We start from the raw sequence: 20,290 nt of genomic DNA, 5'->3' as shown, positions 1-20,290 counted from the left end.
GGCTCCGAACAGGGCACACGGATTAGATCGGCAGGTGATGGACAGCACGGGAGCAGAGATCGCCGACTCGCACGGAGGGTTCTCCCTGGACTCCACCGTCGCGGGCGCCGTTCCGCGCGGTTTCGACATCTTCCGTCATGGGTGGCAGACGCAGGTCGGCGATGCCTTCCCGCTGCCGACCTTCAGCCAGGCCACGACCGGTGATTTCCGGGTTCGCAGCCGCGTGGCGAAGCTGCGCGACGTGGCGATCACCGATCTCGCCAGCGCGTCCGTCATCCGGACGGCAGGAACCCCGTACGGCTACGCGGACCAGGTGCGGATGTACGTGGTGCGGCGCGGCATCTGGTCGCTGGGCGGTGTACCCGGTCGCGCCGAGCACACGGTGCCGGCCGGGCAGTTCCTCCTGCGGCACGGGCCGCCGTTGCACTTCGGGGCGACGCCGGATACCACGGTGCAGATCCTCACGTTGCCCTCCGCCGCGTTCGGGCCGCGCCTCCGAAACCGCAGCGTCACCGAGTCGGCGGATTCGGCCGAGATGCGCCTGCTGCTGGCCCACACGAACATGGTCCACGCGACGGTGACCGACCTCGGCCCGGCCGGTGTGCACGCCGCCCACGGCGCCTTGCTCGAACTGGCCAAGGCGGTGGTGACCGGCCGCTTCGACGACGCCGAACCCGAACTCAGACCCGCGCTCATCCAAGCGGCGAAGGAAGCGGCAGACCGACGGCTCGCCGATCCCGAGCTGTCTCCGGCGTTGCTGGCCCGGGAACTCAACGTCTCCGTGCGCACCCTGCAACGGGCGTTCACCCTGGCCGGTGAGTCGGTGACCAGCTACATCCGCCACCGCAGGCTGGAAGAGGCCCGGTTCGCACTCGTCCAGGCCCGCCCGCCGAGCGTCACCGAACTGGCCGCGCACTGGCAATTCGCCGACAGCAGCCACTTCATCCGCGCCTTCAAGAAACGCTACGGTCAGACGCCCATCGAGTACGCCCGTTCAACGAGGGCCACCGGGCCCTAAAGACCTGGCGGACAACGCCCCTCGTGCGCCGATGGCGTCTCCGATGCCCAAACATGTGCCGCCGGAGAAGATCCCGAGTTCATAGTGCACGGAATCGACATCGAAAGAGCTTACGAGAACGCCGATCTCGTAGTCGCCGGGATAAGTCACCTCGCCGATGTAGTCGATTCGATACGACGACGGGGCCAGGTCCGGCACCAGCCCGTCCTCGTCGAGCGCCGCGGCCGTGAATGTCGCGACCGCCTCGTCATACCAAGTGGTGAGCGCGAGATAATTGACGTGCTGATTGACGTCGACGTCACCGATCCGCGCGCGTAGCGGAGCGAAAAACGCGTAGTGGTCCCGCTTTCGGCGTTCGGTGCCGGGACGATTCTCCGTCGTCTCGCTCGAATCCGGTAGGGACAAATCGGTGAGATCCGCGATCAACTCATCCGGCAGCGCAAGCGGCCCCGCCGGACCGAGATTCAGCACCGTGGACCCGCCGCGACCCACCTGCTCGCCCCGGGAGAACACCGCCTGCTCATAAGTGAACGAGGACCGCCCGATACGACGAATACCGGTGTGCACCTTCACCTCAGCGCGGGTGCCATAAACGGGCGCCAGCTGCTCCACCTGCTGACTGACGAAAATGATCTGATGCGGCCCGAATCCACCCGCCTCGACGAGCCGTTCGAACCGTGACATCCGCACCCGGATCCGAGCGTCCTCCAGCCAACGAGCCATCCCGACCGTGCTCACGGCTCCGTCCCGACCGAGATCGCCCTGCCGCACCCGAATGTCACACTGGACCGGAAACACGGGGTTACTGATGGTGTTCATAGAAAAACCATAGAAAAGCAACCCGGACCACACTTGAACGAACGCGCCAACTGAATAGAACATCCACGCCAAGTGTTCGTGCGATTCCGCGATCAGCGCCCGCACGGAAGGTGACCTGGTCGCCGGTACGGTAGTGCTGATGGTTGGTCGACGGAGGGGGAGATGATGCCGAAAGAAGTTGGCGAGCGCGAGTTCCGGCCGCCGGAGGATCCGCAGAAGCTGAGCAAGGAGACGTTGGCGCGGACGCGGGCAGCGTTTGCAGAGGCCGATCGACAGGCCGGACGTCGGCAGTGGCGGTATGACGATGAAGACTCCCTTCCACCCGGCGCGGGGTCGTTGCGGGTAATGCCACGGCGGGTCTATGGCGACCCGGCGGTCGAGCCATGGCCTGGCAGCGCGGAGGAACGGGCATCGCTCCAGGCGCGGGCCGAGGCCGATCGACAGCGCCGGCATCGGATCGGAATTGCGTTGCAGTGGGCTGATATACCGGCCGCGCTGCGTGCCGGATACAGCGAAGCCGGAGTACGAGAGCTGGCTGAACGAAACGCGGAATCGATAGGGGATATCGGCGACCTCGCCGATCACCTGAATGCGGCCGGGTTATCTGCTCGTGCAGGCGCGGCTTGGGATTGGAGCAGTGTCTCCGAGGTAATCGGACTGCTGTGGCCTCCGGAGGGAGCCGGTAAGTGGCCGCGCGGAGAACTCGGCACTTATCCAGGTTATCGGGGCTCGTTCCGGGATAGACCCAATCCCATTTTCGCGTTCCCGGTGACCGCGCCGCACAATGGCCAATTCCGGTGTCTACGTTGTGGTTCTCGCTGGCCGACTGGATGGCCGCGAACCAGCGGCAGCACCGCCACCATGCGCTGCCCGGATTGCCTTGCGCCTGGCGGCGGATCCGGCACTCGCGACACCGAGCACAGCATTATCGATCTGCACTGGATGATGAATCGATTCGCGCCGCGCTCGGTGGGCTTATGCCCGATGTGCGGTGCCGCACGTGAACTCGTGCCGCGTGGCTCGGGCAATCCGGATCGGGCGTTGTACTGGACCTGTGCGGGCGGCGACGCGTTCCGGCGCGACGAGCATTTTATGGCGTCACTGCAGCGCGCAGAATGGGAATCGACGGCCGCGCATTACGCGTACTGGCTAGCTGTGGACATGCTTCGCATGGCGTTCTACAGCGGTGAGGTGACCACGCTTCCGATCGGCGCCGTATACGTTGCCCGTGATGGCAGCGGCGAAGGGTGGATCTTCGGTCCGGATGGTTGGGAACGCAGGCAGAGCGAGGCCGCTGGCTCTTAGCGCCCAATAGTGATGCACCACAAGAACTCCCCCTGGTTCGCAGTAGCCGCCCGACGCAGCGTCGGGCGGCCGGCTGGATCAGCCTCCACGAATGTAGAGATTCAAGTCAGAAGATCGAGCACGCACCTTGCCACGACCGAATGATGGCGTCGCGATCCTGCGAGTTCTGCTGTCCCAGCAGCCGGTCGATCTCGTCGAAGATGCCGTCTACGACACCGAGGGCGAGATCGACGGGGGCCTGAGCTTGTAGTGCGCGACAGAAGGCTGCAGGGTCTGATTCGATTGCACCGCAAAGGACCTGGAACGAGGACTCGATGTCGGGTCCTTTCAGGCCGTCGATGATTTGAAGTGCCAACTGGGTGGGAATACCCGCAGACGAAAAGATGCCGCTGATTCGTTCACTGCAGGTCCCGCCAGGCGCCCGCCCAGGATCGAACGGTTTCGCCTCCTGCGGTGTGACTGTCTGCCCGCCGTCTCCGAGTTCGACGATGACTTCGCGCTCGCGTATGAGGCTGGTGCCGTCCGCGCATCGCTGCATTACCTCGTAGCGGCCGCTCGGCAGTCCATCGAAGCTCACCTGCCAGATCCGTGGAAACAGCTGAACCAGTGGACGGCTTCCGGTGTTCCAGTTTCCTTCCATGCTGCGCGCATTCGCCCAGCAGCCGTAGGGAAACGACCCGACGGTGGTTTGAACAGCGCGGATCGTTATATTTCCTGGTGCGGTGGAGACGTACACCTGTCCGCCGAAGTACGGTGATGTCGAATAGGGATAAACGCGGTCAGCAGTTGCGACCGGTGCGGCTGCTACTCCCACAATCCCGGCCATGGCGAAACCGGCGACAGCAGTCATTATTCTTCTTGTGATTCTCGTAGTCAAAGGTAAATCCTCCTGAGCGGCACGTCTACGCGCCGATGTGGCTGCGGTCGACGTCCGACCGATGCTGTGCAGGCTGGAGTGATTACTACCCTGGTCAATTATTTACAGAGTCGTGGATCGCGCTGACGGTAAGTTGCACCACTCGAACTGGTCGCTGGTCGGTTGTCAATCGAGGTGATGAACCGGGATGCACCACCCGGAGTGATGATTCCAGTAGTGCTTCGATTATGGTGTCGACTGTTCGAGTGATACGCAGCCAGCCCGGGTCGAGTATTGTTCAGTGGCTGTGCAGCGCTGTTGGTGCTCTATTCGTGCCACCTCGGCGCGCGAAATCGTTGCCGTTCCGCACATACAGCGGGTCGCCGAGTGGACTGATGGTTTCGAACTTCCTCTACAGCACCGTCAGAGGAACTTCCCCGGGTTCGCGGCTACCTTCCGGCGCAGCACCGGGCGATTCGCTCGGTAGGCCTCGACCACGGACGTCAATTCGTGCGGACTGGCCCCGTGCATGATCACCGAGTGGCAGCCGAGGTCGTACTCGCGGGAGATCTTCTGCACGCACTGTTCCGGTGTGCCGTACGCGGCGGCGCTCAGCCATTCGTCGGGGATGAGGGCGTCGAACTGCTCCAGGACTTCGACGGACGCGGACGCATCGATGGGTCCGGCTGCGGCGGCGTCGAGGAAGAGCTGGGTGGTGCGGATTCGCTCCCAGACCCGGGGGTCCCAGCCGTTGGCGGTGATGAGGACGTCGGCGTAGGCCTGTAGGTAGGTCACCAGGCGGCCGGTCCGGCGGCGTAGCTGATCCTCTTCGGAGAGTGCGTCACTCGCGGTTGCCAGGCACGACCAGATTCGGACGCTGTCGGGATCCTTGCCGGCCCGTTCGGCGCCACGGCGCACTGCCGCAACGGAATTCGCGGTGGCTTCGTCGGAGAAGAAAGTGTGCAGGATGACGAAATCGCCGATCTCGCCGGCGAGTTCGAGGGTTTTCGGGCCGACCGCGACGAAGCCGATCGGGGGCGAGTCTTCTAACCCGTTCTGGTGGTACAGGACTGGCCACGAACCCGCGGGACCTTTGCGATCGATGAGGGTTTCGCCGGCCCATAGTCGGCGCAGAATATCGACGAAGTCGCGGAGTTGGGCCTCGGTGACGGCTGGTAGCCCGATCGCCCGCCAATTCGCCGCCATACCGCGGCCGAATGCCATCGCATATCGACCTTCGGTCAGCGCTTGCATCGTCGAGCCCATGGTCGCCGTGACCATCGGGTGCCGGGTGTGGTGATTCGTCGCAGCGGCTGCGACACCCAAATTGGTTGTGCATCCAGCGATTCCGCCGGACAGCACCGCGGAATCCTTGACGGTCATGCGTTCACCGATCATGCACGATCCGAGGCCGATCTCCTCCGCGGTGCGCGCCTCCGGAAAGAGAACGCGGGCATCGGCAGGGTGCCGGGTGACGCAGTAGTAGGCCAGTTCATTGAGCTGTTCGATCACGAGAGCGGTTCTCCCCAGGTAGTTTTCGGACGAGTGTCAGGCGCCGAGTTCGGCGAGTAGCTCCTCGACGAGTGACTTGTGATGGAAGAGGATCTCGATATCGTCGGGACGTTCCATCTCACCGAAATGAACCTGCCGTCCGCCGGAACGCATGAAGACGACGCAGTAGTTGAGCGCGGCATACAGCGTGTACCAGGTGAGATCGCCGATCTGCACGCCCGAGTACTCGCGATAGGTCGCCGTCACGTCCTCCGCGCGCAGGAAGTCGGGCATCCCGGGCAGGCCATAGGTGTTGGCGATGGTCTGAAAGACGCGGTGCGCGAAGATCAACCAGGCCAGGTCGAGTTCGCGGGGACCGATCGTGGCGAGTTCCCAGTCGAGCACCGCGACGGGCGTGAAGTCCCGGTACATGCAGTTGCCGATGCGGGCGTCGCCCCATGACAGCACGGTCTCGCCGGCCGAGGTGTCGGGCAGGTTCGCTCTGAGCCACACCAGGATTCGCTCCACCAGTGGCGAAGTTCCACTGTCGCGGGCGGCGAATTCGTACCACCCCTTGGCGCGGTTGAGGGTTCGTTCGAGCGGGCTCGAACCCGGCTGTCGCGGATCGAGAATGGCGAAGGTATTCGCTGCGTCCGGAATGGCGTGCAAGTTGGCGAGGGCCTCGATTGTGTTGTGCTGCAATCGAACCTGCTGTTCGGGGCTCGCGTCGAAGAGCCAGTTGTCGCCGAAGGTGTAGGGCATCACGTCGGGCGGTACCAGACCGTCGACGCGGTCCATCAGGAGAAACGGAGTGCCCAGCACGTCACCGGTCGGTTCGATGAACCGGACCCGCGGGACGGGGACCTCGCTCGATTCGGCCACGATGCGCATGGCGTCGAACTGATCCGGCAGGCTGTAGCTCTCCAGGATGGGAAAGTCGCCGGGCGCCGGCACCATGCGGGCGATCAGGTCGGCCGACTGCGCGACGCCGGCTTCGGCCCAATTCACCTGCAACACCATGGTTTCCGCGGACATACCGTTGCTGTCGATGCCGGATTGCAGCGTGACGCTCGGCTCGGCGGCCGGTGGGAGTTGCGTGCTCAGCCATTCGGTGAGGTGCGGGATCAGCGTGCTGGTGTCGCGGCTACTGCGTTGCAGTCGCATGCCCTTTTCGGCTCGAGGTTGGGACATCGATCACTCCTGACAGCTGTGCGAAAACTGCGGATAACCATCGGTCGCCGCCGCACAATTGTCAACAAGGGTTCTCAATGAATGGGAGTTACTCCAGGTAGGCGGTGGTCGCGTCGACCAACCCGCGCAGCGCGCTCGCTACGTCGGCCTCCGAGGTCAGCCGCCGCTCGTTATTTATGCCGCGAATCGCCGGCGGGATGAGGCACCGGACGCGGTGCACCTTTTCCGGGTCGAGCGGCAGGTCGGCCAGGGAGTGCTCGAAGGCCCGGAGCCACGCGTCCTCGTACCCGGCCATGGCCGCTGAAGTGAGGGGGAAGTGTGCAAGGCGTTCCGTCTGCTCGGTGGGCAGTCCGGCGCGCAGCGTCTCGACCGCGCGTCCCTCGGGCGCGCCCAGGATGGTCCAGATGGCATGCACCATTTCCCCCACCCGCTCCTGGATCGAGCCGCTGAACCGCGGCCAGGTCTCCGGACTGCTCGCGCCGCTGCGATCGGTCAGCTCGATCAGCACCGCGGCCCACAAACCATCCAGGTCGCCGAACTGATGCTTCAACGTCCCCCAGCTGACCCCCGCCGCGCGCGCCACCCGATTCGCCGACAGCGGTTCGCCGGACCCCTCCGCGAGACAGGTGATGGCGACGTCGAGCAGCCGCTGCCGGGTTTCCCTGCCCTTCTTGTTGAGCCGAGTTCCGGCCGCGGACTGCATTGTCGGTCCCGCTCCGGACACCGGTACCTCTCTTTCGCCGAACAGCCATCGGAAGCTTTTCACACCGCTCGTTGGGCAAGGTGCCGTCCAGGCATACCTATGGCGGCTTCCGTGTCTACCGATGTCGCGGATCGAATTCGTCGGCAGACTGAGGTCATGCAATACGTCGGCATGGTGCCGGGCCCGCCGCTCGACCGGTTCATCGACGATATCTACTGCCTGACCGGGGTGCCGAACCATCGCCGGATGATCGTTCCGCCGATGCCGTCCGCGCATCTGTTCATCAATCTGGGCGAACCAGCCCGGCTCTGGGATTCCGACCCTTCGGTGCCGCCGGCGGTTTTCGCGGACGGATGGTTCATGGGCGTGTGGACCAGGCGGTTCCTCTTCGAATACCCCGAGCGGGTGCGGCTGGTCGGGGTGCATTTCAAGCCGTGGGGGATTTCGCCGTTCGCCGATCTGCCGGTGAGTGAATTGCGGGATCGATGGGTGCCGGTCGACGCCGTCTGGCAACGATCGGTGGACCGGATCCGCAACCAGATCGGCGATCTCGCTTCGGCCGCCGAGACGCTGCGGGCAGTAGAGGTGGAACTTCGAGCACGGCTTGCCGAGGAGCCGTTGCGTGGTCTCGAACTGGTCCAGCATGTCGGCGGCCGTTTGGCGAGTTCGTTCGGTGGAATCTCGGTCGGTGCACTCTCCGATGCCGCCGGGGTGAGCGGCAATCACCTTGCCACGCAGTTCAAGTCGCACGTCGGAGTCACCCCGAAGCAGGTCGCGCGGATCTATCGGTTCGCGCGGCTGATCCTTTCCGTGGACGCCCAGCGTCCGGTTGACTGGTCGGCGCTCGCCCACACCGCGGGCTACTTCGACCAGGCCCACTTCAGCCGCGAGTTCAAGGACTTCACCGGCCACACGCCGACGGATTACCTCGCCCTCCGGCGTCGATTCCCCGCTGAACAGGGATTCCCGCCCGACAGCGGTCCGATGCCCGCCGATTGATTTTTTACAAGACCAACTGTGCGGCGGGACGACAAGATCGGATCGAATACCCGAGAGACCCGAGGAGAACCAGTGGGAACAGTGATCATGCACAATGTGGCGTCGGTGGACGGCTTCATCGCCGACAAGAACGACGACGTCGGGCCACTGCACGATTGGTACTTCAACGGCGACACCCCGCTCATCGAAGGTGGCGACGACCCGGAATACGACCATTCCGGATCTGGCAACCGCATGAAGGCCTCCCGCGTATCGGCCGAGTACGTCGGAGCGATGTGGGCGACCATCGGCACAATCATCATGGGCCGCAACCTCTTCGACCTCGTGAACGGATGGGAAGGCCGCCCGCCCGCCGGCGAACACGTCGTAGTGGTGTCCCATCGCCCCAAGCCCGAAGGCTGGCATCCCGAGGCGTCCTACCATTTCGTCGACGACGTTACGGCCGCGGTCGCCAAGGCCCAGGAGCTCGCCGGTGAGCGAACCGTCGCCGTGAACGCCGGCGAAGTAGGCGGCCAAATCCTCGCGGCAGGCCTCGTAGACGAGGTGGCGATGGACATCGTCCCGGTCATATTCGGTTCGGGCAAAAGGTATTTCGGCGGCATCGATGGACAGCACCTACTGGAGGATCCCCACGTGGTCATCCAGGGCGAAGGGGTACTGCACCTGAAGTTCAAGGTCCGCCGCTAGGGTCTTCCGCCCTGCCGCGAGCCCTCGTCCGTATCGGCTACCGAAAGATACGGTTCTGGTTGAACCATGTTGCCAATCTTCAGCAGAGGGAGGCCTTCTCAACCCATGAACCACTCGCCGACTGCAGAACAGATGCGGCACAAGGTAACTGGCGACGTGCATCTCCTGCTGCTGAAGGACGGCCGAGCACTATTCGGGCAGCGCCAGAACACCGGCTTCGAAGATGGCGCCTGGCACCTGCCGAGCGGCCATCTCGAAGCGAACGAATCAGTCGTCGACGCCTTGATCCGAGAGGCGCACGAAGAAGTCGGCGTAACCATCGCCCCGGAAGCAGTGCGGTTCGCCCACGTCATGCACAACGCATCCGCAGGCGGCCGAGTCGCCTTCTTCTTCACCGTGGACAACTGGCAGGGCGAGCCGGAGAACCGCGAGCCCGCGAAATGCATTGCCCTGTCCTGGTTCTCGCTCGACAACCTCCCGGGCCACATGATCGCCTACTGCCGTACCGCGATCTCCCACGTAGCCGACGGAACTGCGTTCTCCGTCTACGGCTGGTAGATCCCACGACGTAGGAAATCCGGCCTGCCGGATGTATAGAGGGTCGCGATTACTCTGCTGATTTGGTGTTTTGACGCTGGTTGGCATTGAAGCGCGCCTTCTTCTGGCGATTGCCGCAGGTGTTCATGTCGCACCATTTGCGGGTGCGGCTTTGGCTGGTGTCGAAGAAGGCGGCTTGGCAAGTGGGGGAGGCGCAGAGGGCTAATTTTCCGTCTCGTTCGCCGGCGATGATGCTGATGGCGTCGGCGGCGATCACGCCTAGGGCGTCTTCTACGCGGGAGGGCGAGCTGAGTCGCCATTGTCGGTCGCCCTCGGGGGTCAGGATGGCCGCAGCTCGGCCCTGAATGCTGTAGTCGTTGATGACTTGGACGGCCGGTGCGGGGAGCGGGCTTTGGGTTGCGGCGGCTGTTGCGGCGGCGTGAATGGATTCCCGCAGTTCCTTGGCGAGTTCGAGTTGCGCGGTGGTGCAGGAGTTCACGGCGAGGCCGTATATCGCCAGCCAGTCGATGAGCCGTTGCGGCGTGGGAATGCGCTCCACGGAGGTGCCCTGACGCTCCGACAGCGTCCCCGTGAAGCTGGTCGCCAGCACGCTACCGAGGCGAAAATCGGGAAACTCAGCACGCATGGAACCACCTTAGCTGGTTGCATCCGGGCTTCGAGACATGTTAGAACCGTCTTAGCCGGTTCGCGACAACCCTAAGTCGGTTCCTCGACGACCAGGAGGTCTCATGCCCCGTCCGACCAGCGACGTGCAGGCATTCGAAGCCCACGCAACTGACGCCGACCTCGACGATCTGCGTGCGCGACTAGCCGCGGCGCGACTGCCGGAACCCGAGACGGTCTATCGCGCCGCGCCCGACCCGCGCCGATGGGACCAGGGCGTTCCGCTCGCCGACCTTGTCGATCTCGTGCATTACTGGCGCACCGAGTACGACTGGCGCTCGTTCGAAGCGCGGCTCAACCAGATCGGCCAGTTCCGCACGACCATCGACGATCTGGGAATCCATTTCCTGCACCGCCGATCCGCGCGCGCCGATGCCACTCCGCTGATTGTGACGCACGGTTGGCCAGGAAGTATCGCCGAATTCATCGACGTAATAGACGAATTGGCAGATCCGAAAGACGCCGGCACGCCGGCATTCCATGTTGTGGTCCCGTCGCTGCCGGGCTTCGGTTACAGCGACAAGCCGACCACCACCGGATGGGGAACCGAAAAGATCGCAGCCGCCTGGGTGGAACTGATGAAACGGCTCGGCTACCACAAGTTCCTGGCCCACGGCGGCGACTGGGGCGGCGTGATCACCACGATCCTCGGCGGCCGATTCCCGGAGCACGTTCTCGGCATCCACACAACGACCGCGCAGGCGCCGCCCGGATTGACCACGGACGGGCTGACGGCAGTCGAGCACAAATGGACCGAGGAAACTCACGATTTCTGGCGAAACCGTGCGGCGTACGCGAAGCAGCAAGCGACCAGGCCGCAGACCATCGGCTATTCGCTCGTCGACTCCCCGGTCGGACTGCTCGCCTGGATCCTGGACAAGTTCGCCGAGTGGACAGACACCGAAGACAGCCCGTTCGAGCGGATTTCCAGAGACCGCATTCTCGACGACGTCACCCTGTATTGGCTGACCCGAACCGGCGCATCGGCCGCCCGCATCTACTACGAAAGCCACAATTCGCTGGACCCCGAACTCCGAGTCGACGTCCCATCCGCAATCACCATGTACCCCCGCGACATCGAGAAATATCCCCGCCCCTGGGCGCAGCAGCGATACCGCCAGATCGTCCGATGGAGGTCCCCCGAAACCGGCGGACATTTCCCATCACTCGAGGTCCCCGAGTACTTCGTCAAGGACCTGCAAGAGGGCCTCGCCGCAGTGCTCGCCGCTAACCGATGAACACGGAACGCGCCGGGCACCCTGCGTAGCGTTCGGGGGACATGCCGGGATTATCCATTACCGCAAGTGACTTGAAATCTGAACACGTTGATCGTTCCGTCCTTCATGCTCGCAATCTGCGCATCTGTCAATTTCCACGAACTGCCTAGGCTGTCGAGCACTTTGTATACCGAGACGTGGCAATTGTTCGCGGCGTCGCCGTAAGCCACCCACTCCTCGACCGGAAGAACAGGTACCGGTGGACTCGGTGACGGATTGGTCGTTTGTTTGGCAGAGCGTGGGAGTCGGAGCTGCAATTCTGGCCCGGTGACGATCGTCTTGACATCATTCACCGGCGAGCCCACGAATACTGCTTCGGCCCAGGGACCAGCGTCTTCGGTGTCTGCTTTTTGCGTCACTTTGGTGTATCCGGCTACCTGCAGCTGGTTCAAGCAGCGTTCCGCATCGTTGGGCCGGGTAAGCCAGGTAACGATACCCCAGACGATGGCACCGATCACGACGAAACCGACGACGAGCGTCGCCACCCGTTTCGAAGACGTCCGCAGCCAAGTCATTTGCATGTGTACATCCCGCCGAGCAGTTGCTGCGCCTTGTCGAGCGCGGTGTTTGTCATCCGAACATACCCTTGCACCACCGGACCGAGGTCGCCGGCCTCGAAGTAGTCTGGAATGTTTCTTTCAGCGTTGTATCCGGCGGCCAGGAACTGGTCGAGTGTGTATTTTTCTTTCAACTCGTCCGGCACTCCGCCGACGTACTGGTCCTGAATACGCTTCAAATTATAGGTGGCCGCCTTGATGGCAAGGTCGGGATCCTCCTTGAGGTCGGACCACTCCTTGCCTTCGAACTCGGATCGAAATATTCTCTTGACGTCTTCGAAAGTGCCTTCCTTCATATTCGTCAGGCCCAGAGAGTTCGGCCGGATAAGATTACCGCCTTCTCGGATGAAGACGTCGTATGCGTAACTCATTTCTCGTTCTATGAACGAGTCGGATCGGTATCCGCCTTCGTTATAGACGATCGCCATGACCAGTCGAGGATCAATGCCTGCGGCATTTCCGTACTTCACCGCCGAGCCCACCCATGGCTGCACGTCCGGATCGATCTTTTCCAGTTCGCTTTGCCAATTCGGGTTCAGTGTGCACTTGACGGGATCGCTCGAATAGGAGTCCAACCGGACGATTGCATCGTCCCGGAGCCCGGCTATCTCGGTAAGCCTCGTCCTGATGCCGAGACCGTCCATGCCCTCGAAGGTGGCCCTGCTCAGCAGGGCGAACAGCGAGTGAGAACTGATGACATCCTTGTAGACACCCGCACCAGCGATGATTTCGCCATCGGACCCTTCGCTTGCGGGCATGACATCGACCCCGGTGGTGCGCACGGTGGCTTTCGCGCTCAGGTTCGGAAATGCTCGCGGTGTGGCATTGATGATCTGCGTGCGTAGATCCGTGAGTGCGTCATGGTGGTTGACGGTGGCGGTGATCAAACCCGCTGTCGCGGCGCTTATTGCGCTGGCACCGGTCTTCAACGCCCCGAGCAGATCGCGGACCTCGGATACATCCGGTGCCTGGATGCCGTCGAACATTGCCGTGATTGTGTTCAGCCTGGTGTTGGCCTCGGCGACGGCGGGATGTCGAGCGAAGGCCCGCCAACCCGATGCAGCGCGGTTCAACGTCTCGGTGTTGCCGTCCGGGATCTCCACAGCCATCGTCGTCAAGGTCGATCGCAGTAACAGTTCAGCGCTGTCCGGCCAGAACGTCAGTCGTGATTCGCTGGGGCTGGAGGTGCCGGGGTCGGGAATCGGAGGGATCCCGCCCGGACCGAACGACGGAGCCTCGGTGACGGCCGGCTTCGTCGGCGCCGCACCCTTGTCGGGGTTGCGGTTGGCGTTGTAGTTCGCGGTGTGCCAGTTGTAGCCGGCGAGGTTGAGGACATCTCCGAGTTGCTGCGCCGCGCCCGCATATGCCGCGATGGTGGCGATCAGGTCAGCGGCATGTTGTTTATAGGCCGTGTTCCAGTTTGTCACCGTGGGATAGTGGCCGCCCATGCCGAACGTGTCCTTTAGACCCGGCGTCATGGCCTGAGCCACGGCAGAACTCATATCGGTCGTCAGATCGAACAAGCCTTTGGCCGCGTTGTAGTAGGAGTTGGGGTCAACCGTGATCGGCGTCACCGGACTCTCGGCTCCTTATATTGCGGTGTGATGTCGGTGGCGCATGCGGACGACGGCTAGGTACTCCGCAGCATGTTCAGGTTCAACGTGGCTGCTTCCGTGTAGTGGACGTGAGCGCGGCTGGCGGCCTCGCTCATCTCGGTCACGCCTTCGGCGAACTCTTGTGCGCCTACCGCCCACTGGCGGTGTGCTTCGACATAGGCCGCAGCAGCCGTACCGTCCCAAATCCCTGTTTGCAGATCCGCGACCTTACGGTCGAGTTCGGCGAGGTGAGCGCGGAGGAACCCGGCGAGCCCGGACAGCCGTGCGACGAGCTGATCGAGATGATCCAGATCGACGTGAAATTCGTCGGTCATGAGTTCGGCCTCGACTCGGCGAAAGCTGTTGCCGCACTGCCACTCCAGCCGCTGAAGGTCAGCTCATCGACCTCACGTCCGGCTGAATCAAGAGCTGATCGGAGGGACTGCGCCAGGCTGTAGACGTAACGCCCAACTGCGCGTACTTCGTCTGGTACGACGGAAAGTTCGTGGCCGAGATTCGGAGTTCCCCCACCTGCACTCATACAGCAGGAGTCTATCGGTCTCCCGGCATCGATGCCACGGCCGACCTGCGGACTCGCTGACAGGTGGCCCTGATTGGTCAGAACTCGCAACTCGGCCAGCGGGAACGAGGGGTTCAGCTGAAGTGGGCGATGGAGAGTAGGCCGGCGGCTATGCAGTAGAGGGCGAAGGGGAGGAGGGTGCGGGTTTGGAAGTAGCGTTCGAGGAAGCGGACGGCTAGCCAGGAGGAGAGGCCGGAGGCTATGGCGCCGAGGAGGATTGGGCCTCGGATGCCTATGGTTTCGGGGCCGGTCAGTTCTGGTACTTCGAGGATGCCTGCGCCGAGGATTGCGGGGGTGGCGAGGAGGAAGGCGAATTTGGCGGCGTGGTCGTTTTCCAGGCCGCGCCAGAGGCCGCCGACCATGGTGAGGCCGGCCCGGCTGAAGCCGGTGAGGAGGGCGCCGGCCTGGGCGAAGCCGATGCCGATGGCGTCGCGGAGGTCGAGGGCGGCCAGCTTGCGGTCGGATGGGCGGGGCGGGGGCGCTTCGAGGGTGAGAACCGTTGTGCGGGTTTGTTGTCGGGCGAAGCGGCGGCCGTACTCGGCCAGGGTCGGTTCGTTGCGACGGCGCAGGCCCTCGCCGATGAGCAGCACGATGCCGTTCAGCACCAGGAAGATGCTGGCGCAGATGGGTGCGGCGAACAGGGCGTGTAGCGGGTGTTCGAGCAGCGGGCCGAGGATGCCGACGGGGATGGTGGCGATCACGATCAGCAGCGCCAATCGTTGTGCGACGGTGTCGAGGCGGCCGGTTCGCAACGTGGTGACGAGGCCGACGACGATGCTGCACCAGGTGCGCCAGTAGTAGCCGAGCAGCGCCAGGGCTGTCGCTACGTGCAAGGCCACCACGAAGGCCAGATACGGTGTGCCCGTAGGTGATTCGCCCGAGCTGACCAGTTTCTGCCAATCGCCGCCGACCCAGGCCGCGATCAACACGGAATGTCCGAGGCTGGAGATCGGGAACAGTTCGGTGACTCCCTGCACCACGCCGATGACCGTCGCTTGAAAGTAGGTGAGCATCGCGACGAGTTTCGCATGCGCACCACGGCAACTCGGCGGGACCCCACGGGTCGACCGATATGCCCGAATCTGGTTTCCCCCAGTGACTTTCGTCCGATTCGAGTCCGCCGATTGTGCACCGCGAACCACAGGCCCAGGGCGCTGCGCGCCATGTCGACGCCGAGCTCGCGGGGGAAACCGTGGCCCGCCTGCTCGCGTCCTTCGTCTTGCTACCCGGCGGGGCCATCGATCTCGAGAACGAATCCGCGGTACGCCGCTATATCGAGGGCACGCTGGCGCCGATGGTCCTCGGGCCGCGCGCCTGACCTCACGGGAAGAGGGCCGGAGGGGCCGGGGCGGGTGCGGGGCCGCCGCCGGGGAAGGTCTCGTTCGTCGAGCACGAGAGGGTGACGGCGGTGCCGGCCGGGCCGACGCCGAGTATGGCGCTGAGCAGATAGCCGTCGGCCGGATTGGTCTGGGTTTCGTAGGATCCGTTGGGGAACGGCGGCTTTCGGTTCGGCTGCCAGCCGATGCTTTGCCAAGCGGATTCGGCGCTGTTCATGAGCGCCTCGGCGGAGTCGCCGAAGGCGCGATAGTCGAGGGAGTAGTACTCGGCGCGGGGGAGAAAGGCGCTGCCGGTTCCGGTGGGCAATACGGAGCCCGGCGAGGTCGGCCTTGCCGCATCCGGCAGCGAGTCCAGGTAAGTGCCCTCGGGCATGGCCCGGATGGTTTGCACGAGGTAGTCGATGCAGGTGTCCTGGGCTTGCTGAGCGTTGGCGGGCGGGGCGGCTTGCGCCGGGGCCGCGACGGCGACGGCCGTGACCAGGGCTCCGATGCCTGGTAGTGCTCGGGTGACAAGATTCTGCATGCGATTCACATCCTAAAATCTGGATTACCGAAAGTTTGCTGACGCCGACTGTAGCACTGGTCGGGGAGATGTGCCACGAATCACAAATGGCGTCGAATCCTGCCGTGCACTTCCGTGGCGGACTGCGAGAGCTGACCGGTCCGGTGGAGGCGATCCCACGACCCAACGCCTCTACCGGACCGATCAATTCAGCCGATCAGCCGTGGGGTACTAGTTCCACCAGCTCCAATCACTGTCTCCCCATTCGTCATCCGGCCATTCGTCTTCGCTCCATTCCTCCTCCGGCCATTCGTCGGCCGGCTGTTCTCCGTCGGTGCTCTCCTCGGGCTGTCCGGCATCCGGCTCGTCGCCGTCAGTTCCCCTGTGCGGGTCGGGCTTCGGGGTTTCGTTGGGCTGGCATGCGGGCGCTACCGGGCCGTTGCTGCCGGTTTCGAGGAAGCCGTCGCTGATCCATTTGCCGTTGTCCAGCTTGTTCCACAGGTCGGTGCCGCCCCACTTGCCGCTGAGCCGGTCGCCGCGGGCCGTGCAGGTGATCGTCAGGACGTCACCGTCGCGGACCGTGCCGACGACCGAATTCCGGGTGCCCGGACCGGAGCGCAGATTGACGTTCCGATTGCGGTCGGGATAAGGGCGCACAGTGCCCTTGGCCAGCGTCGGATTGGGCTTGGGCGGCTTCGGCGTGGTGGTCGGTGGCTTGGGATCGGTGGGCTTGGGGTTCGTCGGTTTGGGATCGGTGGGTTTGGGATCGGTCGGCTTCGGGTCGGTCGGCTTCGGGTCGGTCGGCTTGGGGCTCGAATCGTCCCCGCCGCCGTAGTTGATCAGCCGGCCGCCGGTGCGCACCTGCTGACCCTCGTGCTCGGCGTAGCCGCCGTAGGCCTCCCGCCCCTCGCGGAAGGTCCAGCCGCCGATGTTCACTCCGTTCACCGGCACCGGCTGCGCGCCCTTGTAGAGCGACATGTGCACGTGCGCCCCGCTGGCGAAACCGCCGCACGGCAACTGGGTTCCGGTCCGGCCCAGGTACGTGCCCGCGGTGATCTCGGTGCCGTCGGCGGCGCCGATCAGGTCGGTCATGTGGTAGTAGGAGGTGGTGAAACCGTTGTTGTGCACGATCTTCACCTCGGCGCTGCCGTTGCGCACGCACGTCTTGTAGATCCGGCCGGACGCGGGCGCCAGCACCCGGCCGTCGCCGCCGTTGAAGTCGATCGAGTTGTACGGCCGGCTCTCGCCGCTGATGCCGTGCGGCCCGCCGCCCATGTACCAGCTCTGCCCCTGCTTCCACGGCAACGACAGTCCGGTGTTGCCCGAACGTGGTTGCGGCGCAGTCAATGCCGCCTTCTCGCCGCCGCTGACCACGGACTCCGGCGCGTTGCCGACCATGCTGCCGAACTCGGGGGTGCCTTCGAAGGCGACGTCCCAATCGCCTTCGTCGTCGAGTTTCGCGACATATAGCGTGGATTTCGGCGCTTCCTCGCTGTCGCTGTCCTCGGGGACGGTCGCGGCGCCGAAGACCCATTCGCCGTCGCTGCGCATGCGATCGATGACCGGCGGTTTATCGCTGGTGGCGGTCCGCGCGGCGGGCTGCGTCGCGAGGGTGTCGGTGATGGCGTCGTCAAGGCCGTCCGCGGTCGGTTCCGCGCTGACCGGGCTGACGGTGACCGTCAGGCCGATGAGGGTGGCGAGGACGAGTGTGGTTACTGCACTGGGGAATATCCAACGTCCGGTGCGGCGTGGATTGATCGATCTCAAGATGAGGCAACTTTCTCCGTCGGTCGTGATAATCGTCGATCGATGGGCCGAAACGGCCACGGGGAGGTGGGTGTCGGCATATCACGTCTAGATCTCGATTGCCTGATCGGATTCCCACTTCCCAGCCGAAAGTGTAGGGTAGGCGATTAGCAATGGACGGAAAGGTTAGCCATTCTATAAATGGAGTTAAGCCAGGGATTCAATAATGCGAATCCCTGGCTCTGTGGCACTCCGGCCGCTCGGCGGCCGCGCCCTGCGGCGGTCGATCCGCCGCCCTAGAGGCCCCTTCTGCCTGGACTCTTGCGGATCTTCACGCTCGCTCGCCGCACCGGGGCGAACGAATTCGAATTGCTTTCTTAAAGGACTCGGGAGACTTGGTAAGCCACCCCGCCGTCGATCAGGTAACCCGATCCGACGCACACGATATCGTTCAACCAAGCATATTTCTCCGACCCGGTTTCGAATAGCGGGGCAGTCCGGAAATAATAACGCGCGGGATCGACCAGGCGACTCCGCACCGGATCGACGATATCGTCGTGCAATTCCGGCGGAACAATCCATCGACCGCCGTACGACACGTGTACCAGCGCATCGTCGTGTGTACGCAACGTGAGCCGGACATCCACCGTCATCCCCCGATCGGGCCGGAACAACGTCCAATCTCCGCCGCCCGCAACCACTTCGCCGCGCAACTTCGCCCCCGCGAACGACCCGCCCGCCGCGCCATAAAGAATCCGCCGGCCGTACGGGCCGACGCCCATGTCCAGCGGCGGGTTCAAGTCGACCACCACATCGAAAAGATGCTCGGTCCGCACCTCGCCGACATCTCGTACGCGTGGATCCGTTGTCAGGTCTCGGCCTCGGCCGGTATCGATAGTCACAAAATAAACGTACGGTCGATCGTATGTATAGTCAAGACCTGGCCGACCGCCCACCCGTACCTTCCGGTACATGTCCCGTCATTGGTCTTTTCCCGGTCTCCCGCGATAACTTGATCGGGTGATCAGCAATTCGGTACCCACGACGGCAGGAGCATGGCGGGCGGGTGACGACACCGCGGTGTCGTTGCGGGAGGCGACGGTGGCGTGGGCGCTGGCCGCGCACGCGGAGCTGTCCGAGATCGCCACCGGGTACGGGCATTTCATCACCGTCGGCGAGCTGGCCGAGCGGGTGCAGGAGGTGTCCGGGGTGCATACCGGCGCGCCGACCCGCACCTGGATGGACGCCATCCTGCGCAAGATCGCGCGCCGCTGTCACAAGGCGGGCGAGCCGCCGCTGACCGCGCTGTGCGTGCGGGAGAACCACACGGTCGGCGACACCTACAAATACGTGCTCGAGTTGGCCGGACTGCCGATCCCGGTCGACCTCGAACTGCACGCCGCCTACGCGCGCTGGCAGTGCTACGAGTTCTATGGTGCCGCGATGCCTGCCGACATGGCGGTTCCGCCGCTCACCCCCAAGGTCGCCGGTCGCCGGGCGCCCAGCACCGTCGCGCAGGTCGAGATCAAGCCGCAGCCGACGCGGCCCGCGGTGTGCGCGCAGTGCTTCATTCAGCTGCCCGCCAACGGCACCTGCGAGTACTGCGTTTGACGAGTTCCGTTCCGCACGTAAGAGACCCGTGCTCGGGTGGAGCACGGGTCTTTCGTTTCCTCGCTTCTCGTGGGGTTCGTCACCCTCGACGAACGGGCGCGGTCAGGAGACGGCGCCGATGAATCCGCCGATCGCCGCACCGATGGCGCAGCCGAAGATGGCGCCGACCAGGAAGAACCAGATCCCGATCAGAATGCCGACCAGGCAGCCGACGAACGCGCCGGCCAGGATGGCTCCGCCGCCGCCTACGGTGTGCACGAACGGCAGGTCCTGCGAGCTGGTCGCGGCGGCCGTCGGGCCGCCCACCGGGGTGAGGGTCAGCGCGGTGTCACTGGTCAAAGCCGGTGTGACGGCAAGGGTTTGACCCGTTTCGACGCGCAGCGTCGTGGGAATCGCGCCGACCACCGTGCCGTCGTCGGTGACCACCTGGACCGCGTCCGGCGTCAGGACGAACTTGCCGGAGGCCAGGGTGACCAGGGCCTGTGAATGATCCGCGGCCAGGGTCGTCGTGTAGCCGACCGGGCCGTCCGTCGCGCTGACCGAGATATCGGCCAATTCCGCTTCACCGTGTGCCGTTGCCATCGTGATTCCGGTGGCCGCGATGGCGAATACTGCGGTCGCCACCAACTTCTTGATAAACATGGTCTTTCCAATCCGTGCGGGTTTCCTTTGACGTTCCCCCGACGAACGGCACCGGACGTAAAGATCATGATGCGCTGGTGGTGCAGACCTGTCTATTGGGCATTTCCCCTGATCAAACCATATTTTCGGTATGGTTTCGGCCCCGGGGATTGG

23 protein-coding genes are annotated in these 20,290 nt (G+C 64.0%); 8 read left to right on the top strand and 15 right to left on the bottom strand.

Features of this window, described 5'->3' with window-relative positions; genetic code table 11:
- The first annotated feature begins 37 nt into the window (after positions 1-37).
- Positions 38-1,018: a helix-turn-helix domain-containing protein gene (locus AB0M22_RS08990; RefSeq protein WP_364724045.1), complete on the top strand. Its 981-nt coding sequence runs from the start codon at positions 38-40 to the stop codon at positions 1,016-1,018.
- Here AB0M22_RS08990 and AB0M22_RS08985 read toward each other — a convergent pair.
- On the bottom strand, positions 995-2,422 hold the full coding sequence (locus AB0M22_RS08985; protein WP_364722816.1) for a hypothetical protein: 1,428 nt from the start codon (positions 2,420-2,422) through the stop codon (positions 995-997). The two genes, AB0M22_RS08990 and AB0M22_RS08985, sit on opposite strands and share 24 nt — an antisense overlap.
- Before the next feature lie 276 nt (positions 2,423-2,698).
- On the opposite strand from AB0M22_RS08985, the gene AB0M22_RS08980 reads away from it, so the two are divergent.
- Entirely contained in the window at positions 2,699-3,142 is a 444-nt protein-coding gene (locus tag AB0M22_RS08980; protein ID WP_364722814.1) for a hypothetical protein, read from the top strand.
- A gap of 106 nt (positions 3,143-3,248) precedes the next feature.
- Here the strand turns inward: AB0M22_RS08980 and AB0M22_RS08975 are convergent, their stop codons facing one another.
- From AB0M22_RS08975 to AB0M22_RS08960, 4 genes are all read right to left on the bottom strand, one after another.
- A complete protein-coding gene (locus tag AB0M22_RS08975) occupies positions 3,249-3,992 on the bottom strand; it encodes a hypothetical protein (protein WP_364722812.1) in 744 nt (247 codons plus the stop codon).
- A 429-nt stretch (positions 3,993-4,421) separates the two neighbouring features.
- Positions 4,422-5,507 carry a TIGR03857 family LLM class F420-dependent oxidoreductase gene (locus tag AB0M22_RS08970; protein ID WP_364724042.1) on the bottom strand — a complete coding sequence of 362 codons (1,086 nt, stop codon included), beginning with the start codon at positions 5,505-5,507 and terminating at the stop codon, positions 4,422-4,424.
- A gap of 39 nt (positions 5,508-5,546) precedes the next feature.
- Positions 5,547-6,680 (bottom strand): phosphotransferase family protein, encoded by a 1,134-nt coding sequence (locus AB0M22_RS08965; RefSeq protein WP_364722810.1) that lies wholly within the window; start codon positions 6,678-6,680, stop codon positions 5,547-5,549.
- Between the two features lie 88 nt (positions 6,681-6,768).
- Positions 6,769-7,446: a TetR/AcrR family transcriptional regulator gene (locus tag AB0M22_RS08960; protein ID WP_364722808.1), complete on the bottom strand. Its 678-nt coding sequence runs from the start codon at positions 7,444-7,446 to the stop codon at positions 6,769-6,771.
- Between the two features lie 93 nt (positions 7,447-7,539).
- Here AB0M22_RS08960 and AB0M22_RS08955 point away from each other — a divergent pair, with 93 nt between their 5' ends.
- The 3 genes from AB0M22_RS08955 (at position 7,540) to AB0M22_RS08945 (ending at position 9,627) form a co-directional block, all read left to right on the top strand.
- Positions 7,540-8,382 (top strand): helix-turn-helix domain-containing protein, encoded by an 843-nt coding sequence (locus AB0M22_RS08955; protein WP_364722806.1) that lies wholly within the window; start codon positions 7,540-7,542, stop codon positions 8,380-8,382.
- A gap of 72 nt (positions 8,383-8,454) precedes the next feature.
- Positions 8,455-9,069, top strand: coding sequence for a dihydrofolate reductase family protein (locus tag AB0M22_RS08950; protein WP_364722804.1), 615 nt, complete (start codon positions 8,455-8,457; stop codon positions 9,067-9,069).
- Between the two features lie 156 nt (positions 9,070-9,225).
- Positions 9,226-9,627 carry an NUDIX domain-containing protein gene (locus tag AB0M22_RS08945; RefSeq protein WP_364722802.1) on the top strand — a complete coding sequence of 134 codons (402 nt, stop codon included), beginning with the start codon at positions 9,226-9,228 and terminating at the stop codon, positions 9,625-9,627.
- A 49-nt stretch (positions 9,628-9,676) separates the two neighbouring features.
- Here the strand turns inward: AB0M22_RS08945 and AB0M22_RS08940 are convergent, their stop codons facing one another.
- Positions 9,677-10,252 (bottom strand): CGNR zinc finger domain-containing protein, encoded by a 576-nt coding sequence (locus tag AB0M22_RS08940; protein ID WP_364722800.1) that lies wholly within the window; start codon positions 10,250-10,252, stop codon positions 9,677-9,679.
- 103 nt (positions 10,253-10,355) lie between these two features.
- Between AB0M22_RS08940 and AB0M22_RS08935 the strand changes: the two genes are divergently transcribed.
- Positions 10,356-11,528: an epoxide hydrolase gene (locus tag AB0M22_RS08935; protein WP_364722798.1), complete on the top strand. Its 1,173-nt coding sequence runs from the start codon at positions 10,356-10,358 to the stop codon at positions 11,526-11,528.
- Between the two features lie 50 nt (positions 11,529-11,578).
- Here AB0M22_RS08935 and AB0M22_RS08930 read toward each other — a convergent pair whose 3' ends face one another.
- The 5 genes from AB0M22_RS08930 to AB0M22_RS08910 all read right to left on the bottom strand — a co-directional run bounded on the left by AB0M22_RS08930 (position 11,579) and on the right by AB0M22_RS08910 (position 15,312).
- Positions 11,579-12,088 (bottom strand): hypothetical protein, encoded by a 510-nt coding sequence (locus tag AB0M22_RS08930; RefSeq protein ID WP_364722796.1) that lies wholly within the window; start codon positions 12,086-12,088, stop codon positions 11,579-11,581.
- Complete coding sequence (locus AB0M22_RS08925) at positions 12,079-13,698, bottom strand: hypothetical protein (protein ID WP_364722794.1); 1,620 nt, start codon at positions 13,696-13,698, stop codon at positions 12,079-12,081. The genes AB0M22_RS08930 and AB0M22_RS08925 overlap by 10 nt, the downstream gene beginning before the upstream one ends.
- Before the next feature lie 56 nt (positions 13,699-13,754).
- Positions 13,755-14,054, bottom strand: a complete 300-nt coding sequence (locus tag AB0M22_RS08920) for a WXG100 family type VII secretion target (RefSeq protein ID WP_364722792.1) — start codon at positions 14,052-14,054, stop codon at positions 13,755-13,757.
- Complete coding sequence (locus AB0M22_RS08915; protein WP_364722790.1) at positions 14,051-14,260, bottom strand: WXG100 family type VII secretion target; 210 nt, start codon at positions 14,258-14,260, stop codon at positions 14,051-14,053. The genes AB0M22_RS08920 and AB0M22_RS08915 overlap by 4 nt, the downstream gene beginning before the upstream one ends.
- Positions 14,261-14,373: 113 nt before the next feature.
- Positions 14,374-15,312 carry an undecaprenyl-diphosphate phosphatase gene (locus tag AB0M22_RS08910; RefSeq protein WP_364722787.1) on the bottom strand — a complete coding sequence of 313 codons (939 nt, stop codon included), beginning with the start codon at positions 15,310-15,312 and terminating at the stop codon, positions 14,374-14,376.
- Positions 15,313-15,425: 113 nt separating this feature from the next.
- On the opposite strand from AB0M22_RS08910, the gene AB0M22_RS08905 reads away from it, so the two are divergent.
- Complete coding sequence (locus AB0M22_RS08905; RefSeq protein ID WP_364722785.1) at positions 15,426-15,617, top strand: hypothetical protein; 192 nt, start codon at positions 15,426-15,428, stop codon at positions 15,615-15,617.
- Between the two features lie 2 nt (positions 15,618-15,619).
- On the opposite strand, the gene AB0M22_RS08900 is transcribed toward AB0M22_RS08905, so the two are convergent.
- The 3 genes from AB0M22_RS08900 to AB0M22_RS08890 all read right to left on the bottom strand — a co-directional run bounded on the left by AB0M22_RS08900 (position 15,620) and on the right by AB0M22_RS08890 (position 18,720).
- On the bottom strand, positions 15,620-16,159 hold the full coding sequence (locus tag AB0M22_RS08900; protein WP_364722783.1) for a hypothetical protein: 540 nt from the start codon (positions 16,157-16,159) through the stop codon (positions 15,620-15,622).
- A gap of 210 nt (positions 16,160-16,369) precedes the next feature.
- Positions 16,370-17,905, bottom strand: a complete 1,536-nt coding sequence (locus AB0M22_RS08895) for a peptidoglycan DD-metalloendopeptidase family protein (RefSeq protein WP_364722781.1) — start codon at positions 17,903-17,905, stop codon at positions 16,370-16,372.
- A gap of 356 nt (positions 17,906-18,261) precedes the next feature.
- Positions 18,262-18,720 carry a DUF3237 domain-containing protein gene (locus AB0M22_RS08890; RefSeq protein ID WP_364722779.1) on the bottom strand — a complete coding sequence of 153 codons (459 nt, stop codon included), beginning with the start codon at positions 18,718-18,720 and terminating at the stop codon, positions 18,262-18,264.
- A 184-nt stretch (positions 18,721-18,904) separates the two neighbouring features.
- Here AB0M22_RS08890 and AB0M22_RS08885 point away from each other — a divergent pair, with 184 nt between their 5' ends.
- Entirely contained in the window at positions 18,905-19,495 is a 591-nt protein-coding gene (locus AB0M22_RS08885; RefSeq protein ID WP_364722777.1) for a hypothetical protein, read from the top strand.
- Between the two features lie 102 nt (positions 19,496-19,597).
- Here the strand turns inward: AB0M22_RS08885 and AB0M22_RS08880 are convergent, their stop codons facing one another.
- Positions 19,598-20,137 (bottom strand): hypothetical protein, encoded by a 540-nt coding sequence (locus AB0M22_RS08880; RefSeq protein ID WP_364722775.1) that lies wholly within the window; start codon positions 20,135-20,137, stop codon positions 19,598-19,600.
- Positions 20,138-20,290: the final 153 nt, after the last annotated feature.

This window comes from Nocardia sp. NPDC051756, assembly GCF_040681495.1.
GTDB lineage: Bacteria > Actinomycetota > Actinomycetes > Mycobacteriales > Mycobacteriaceae > Nocardia.
Note: the sequence above shows the minus strand (reverse complement) of the source record. Positions and strands in the feature narration are given on the sequence as shown.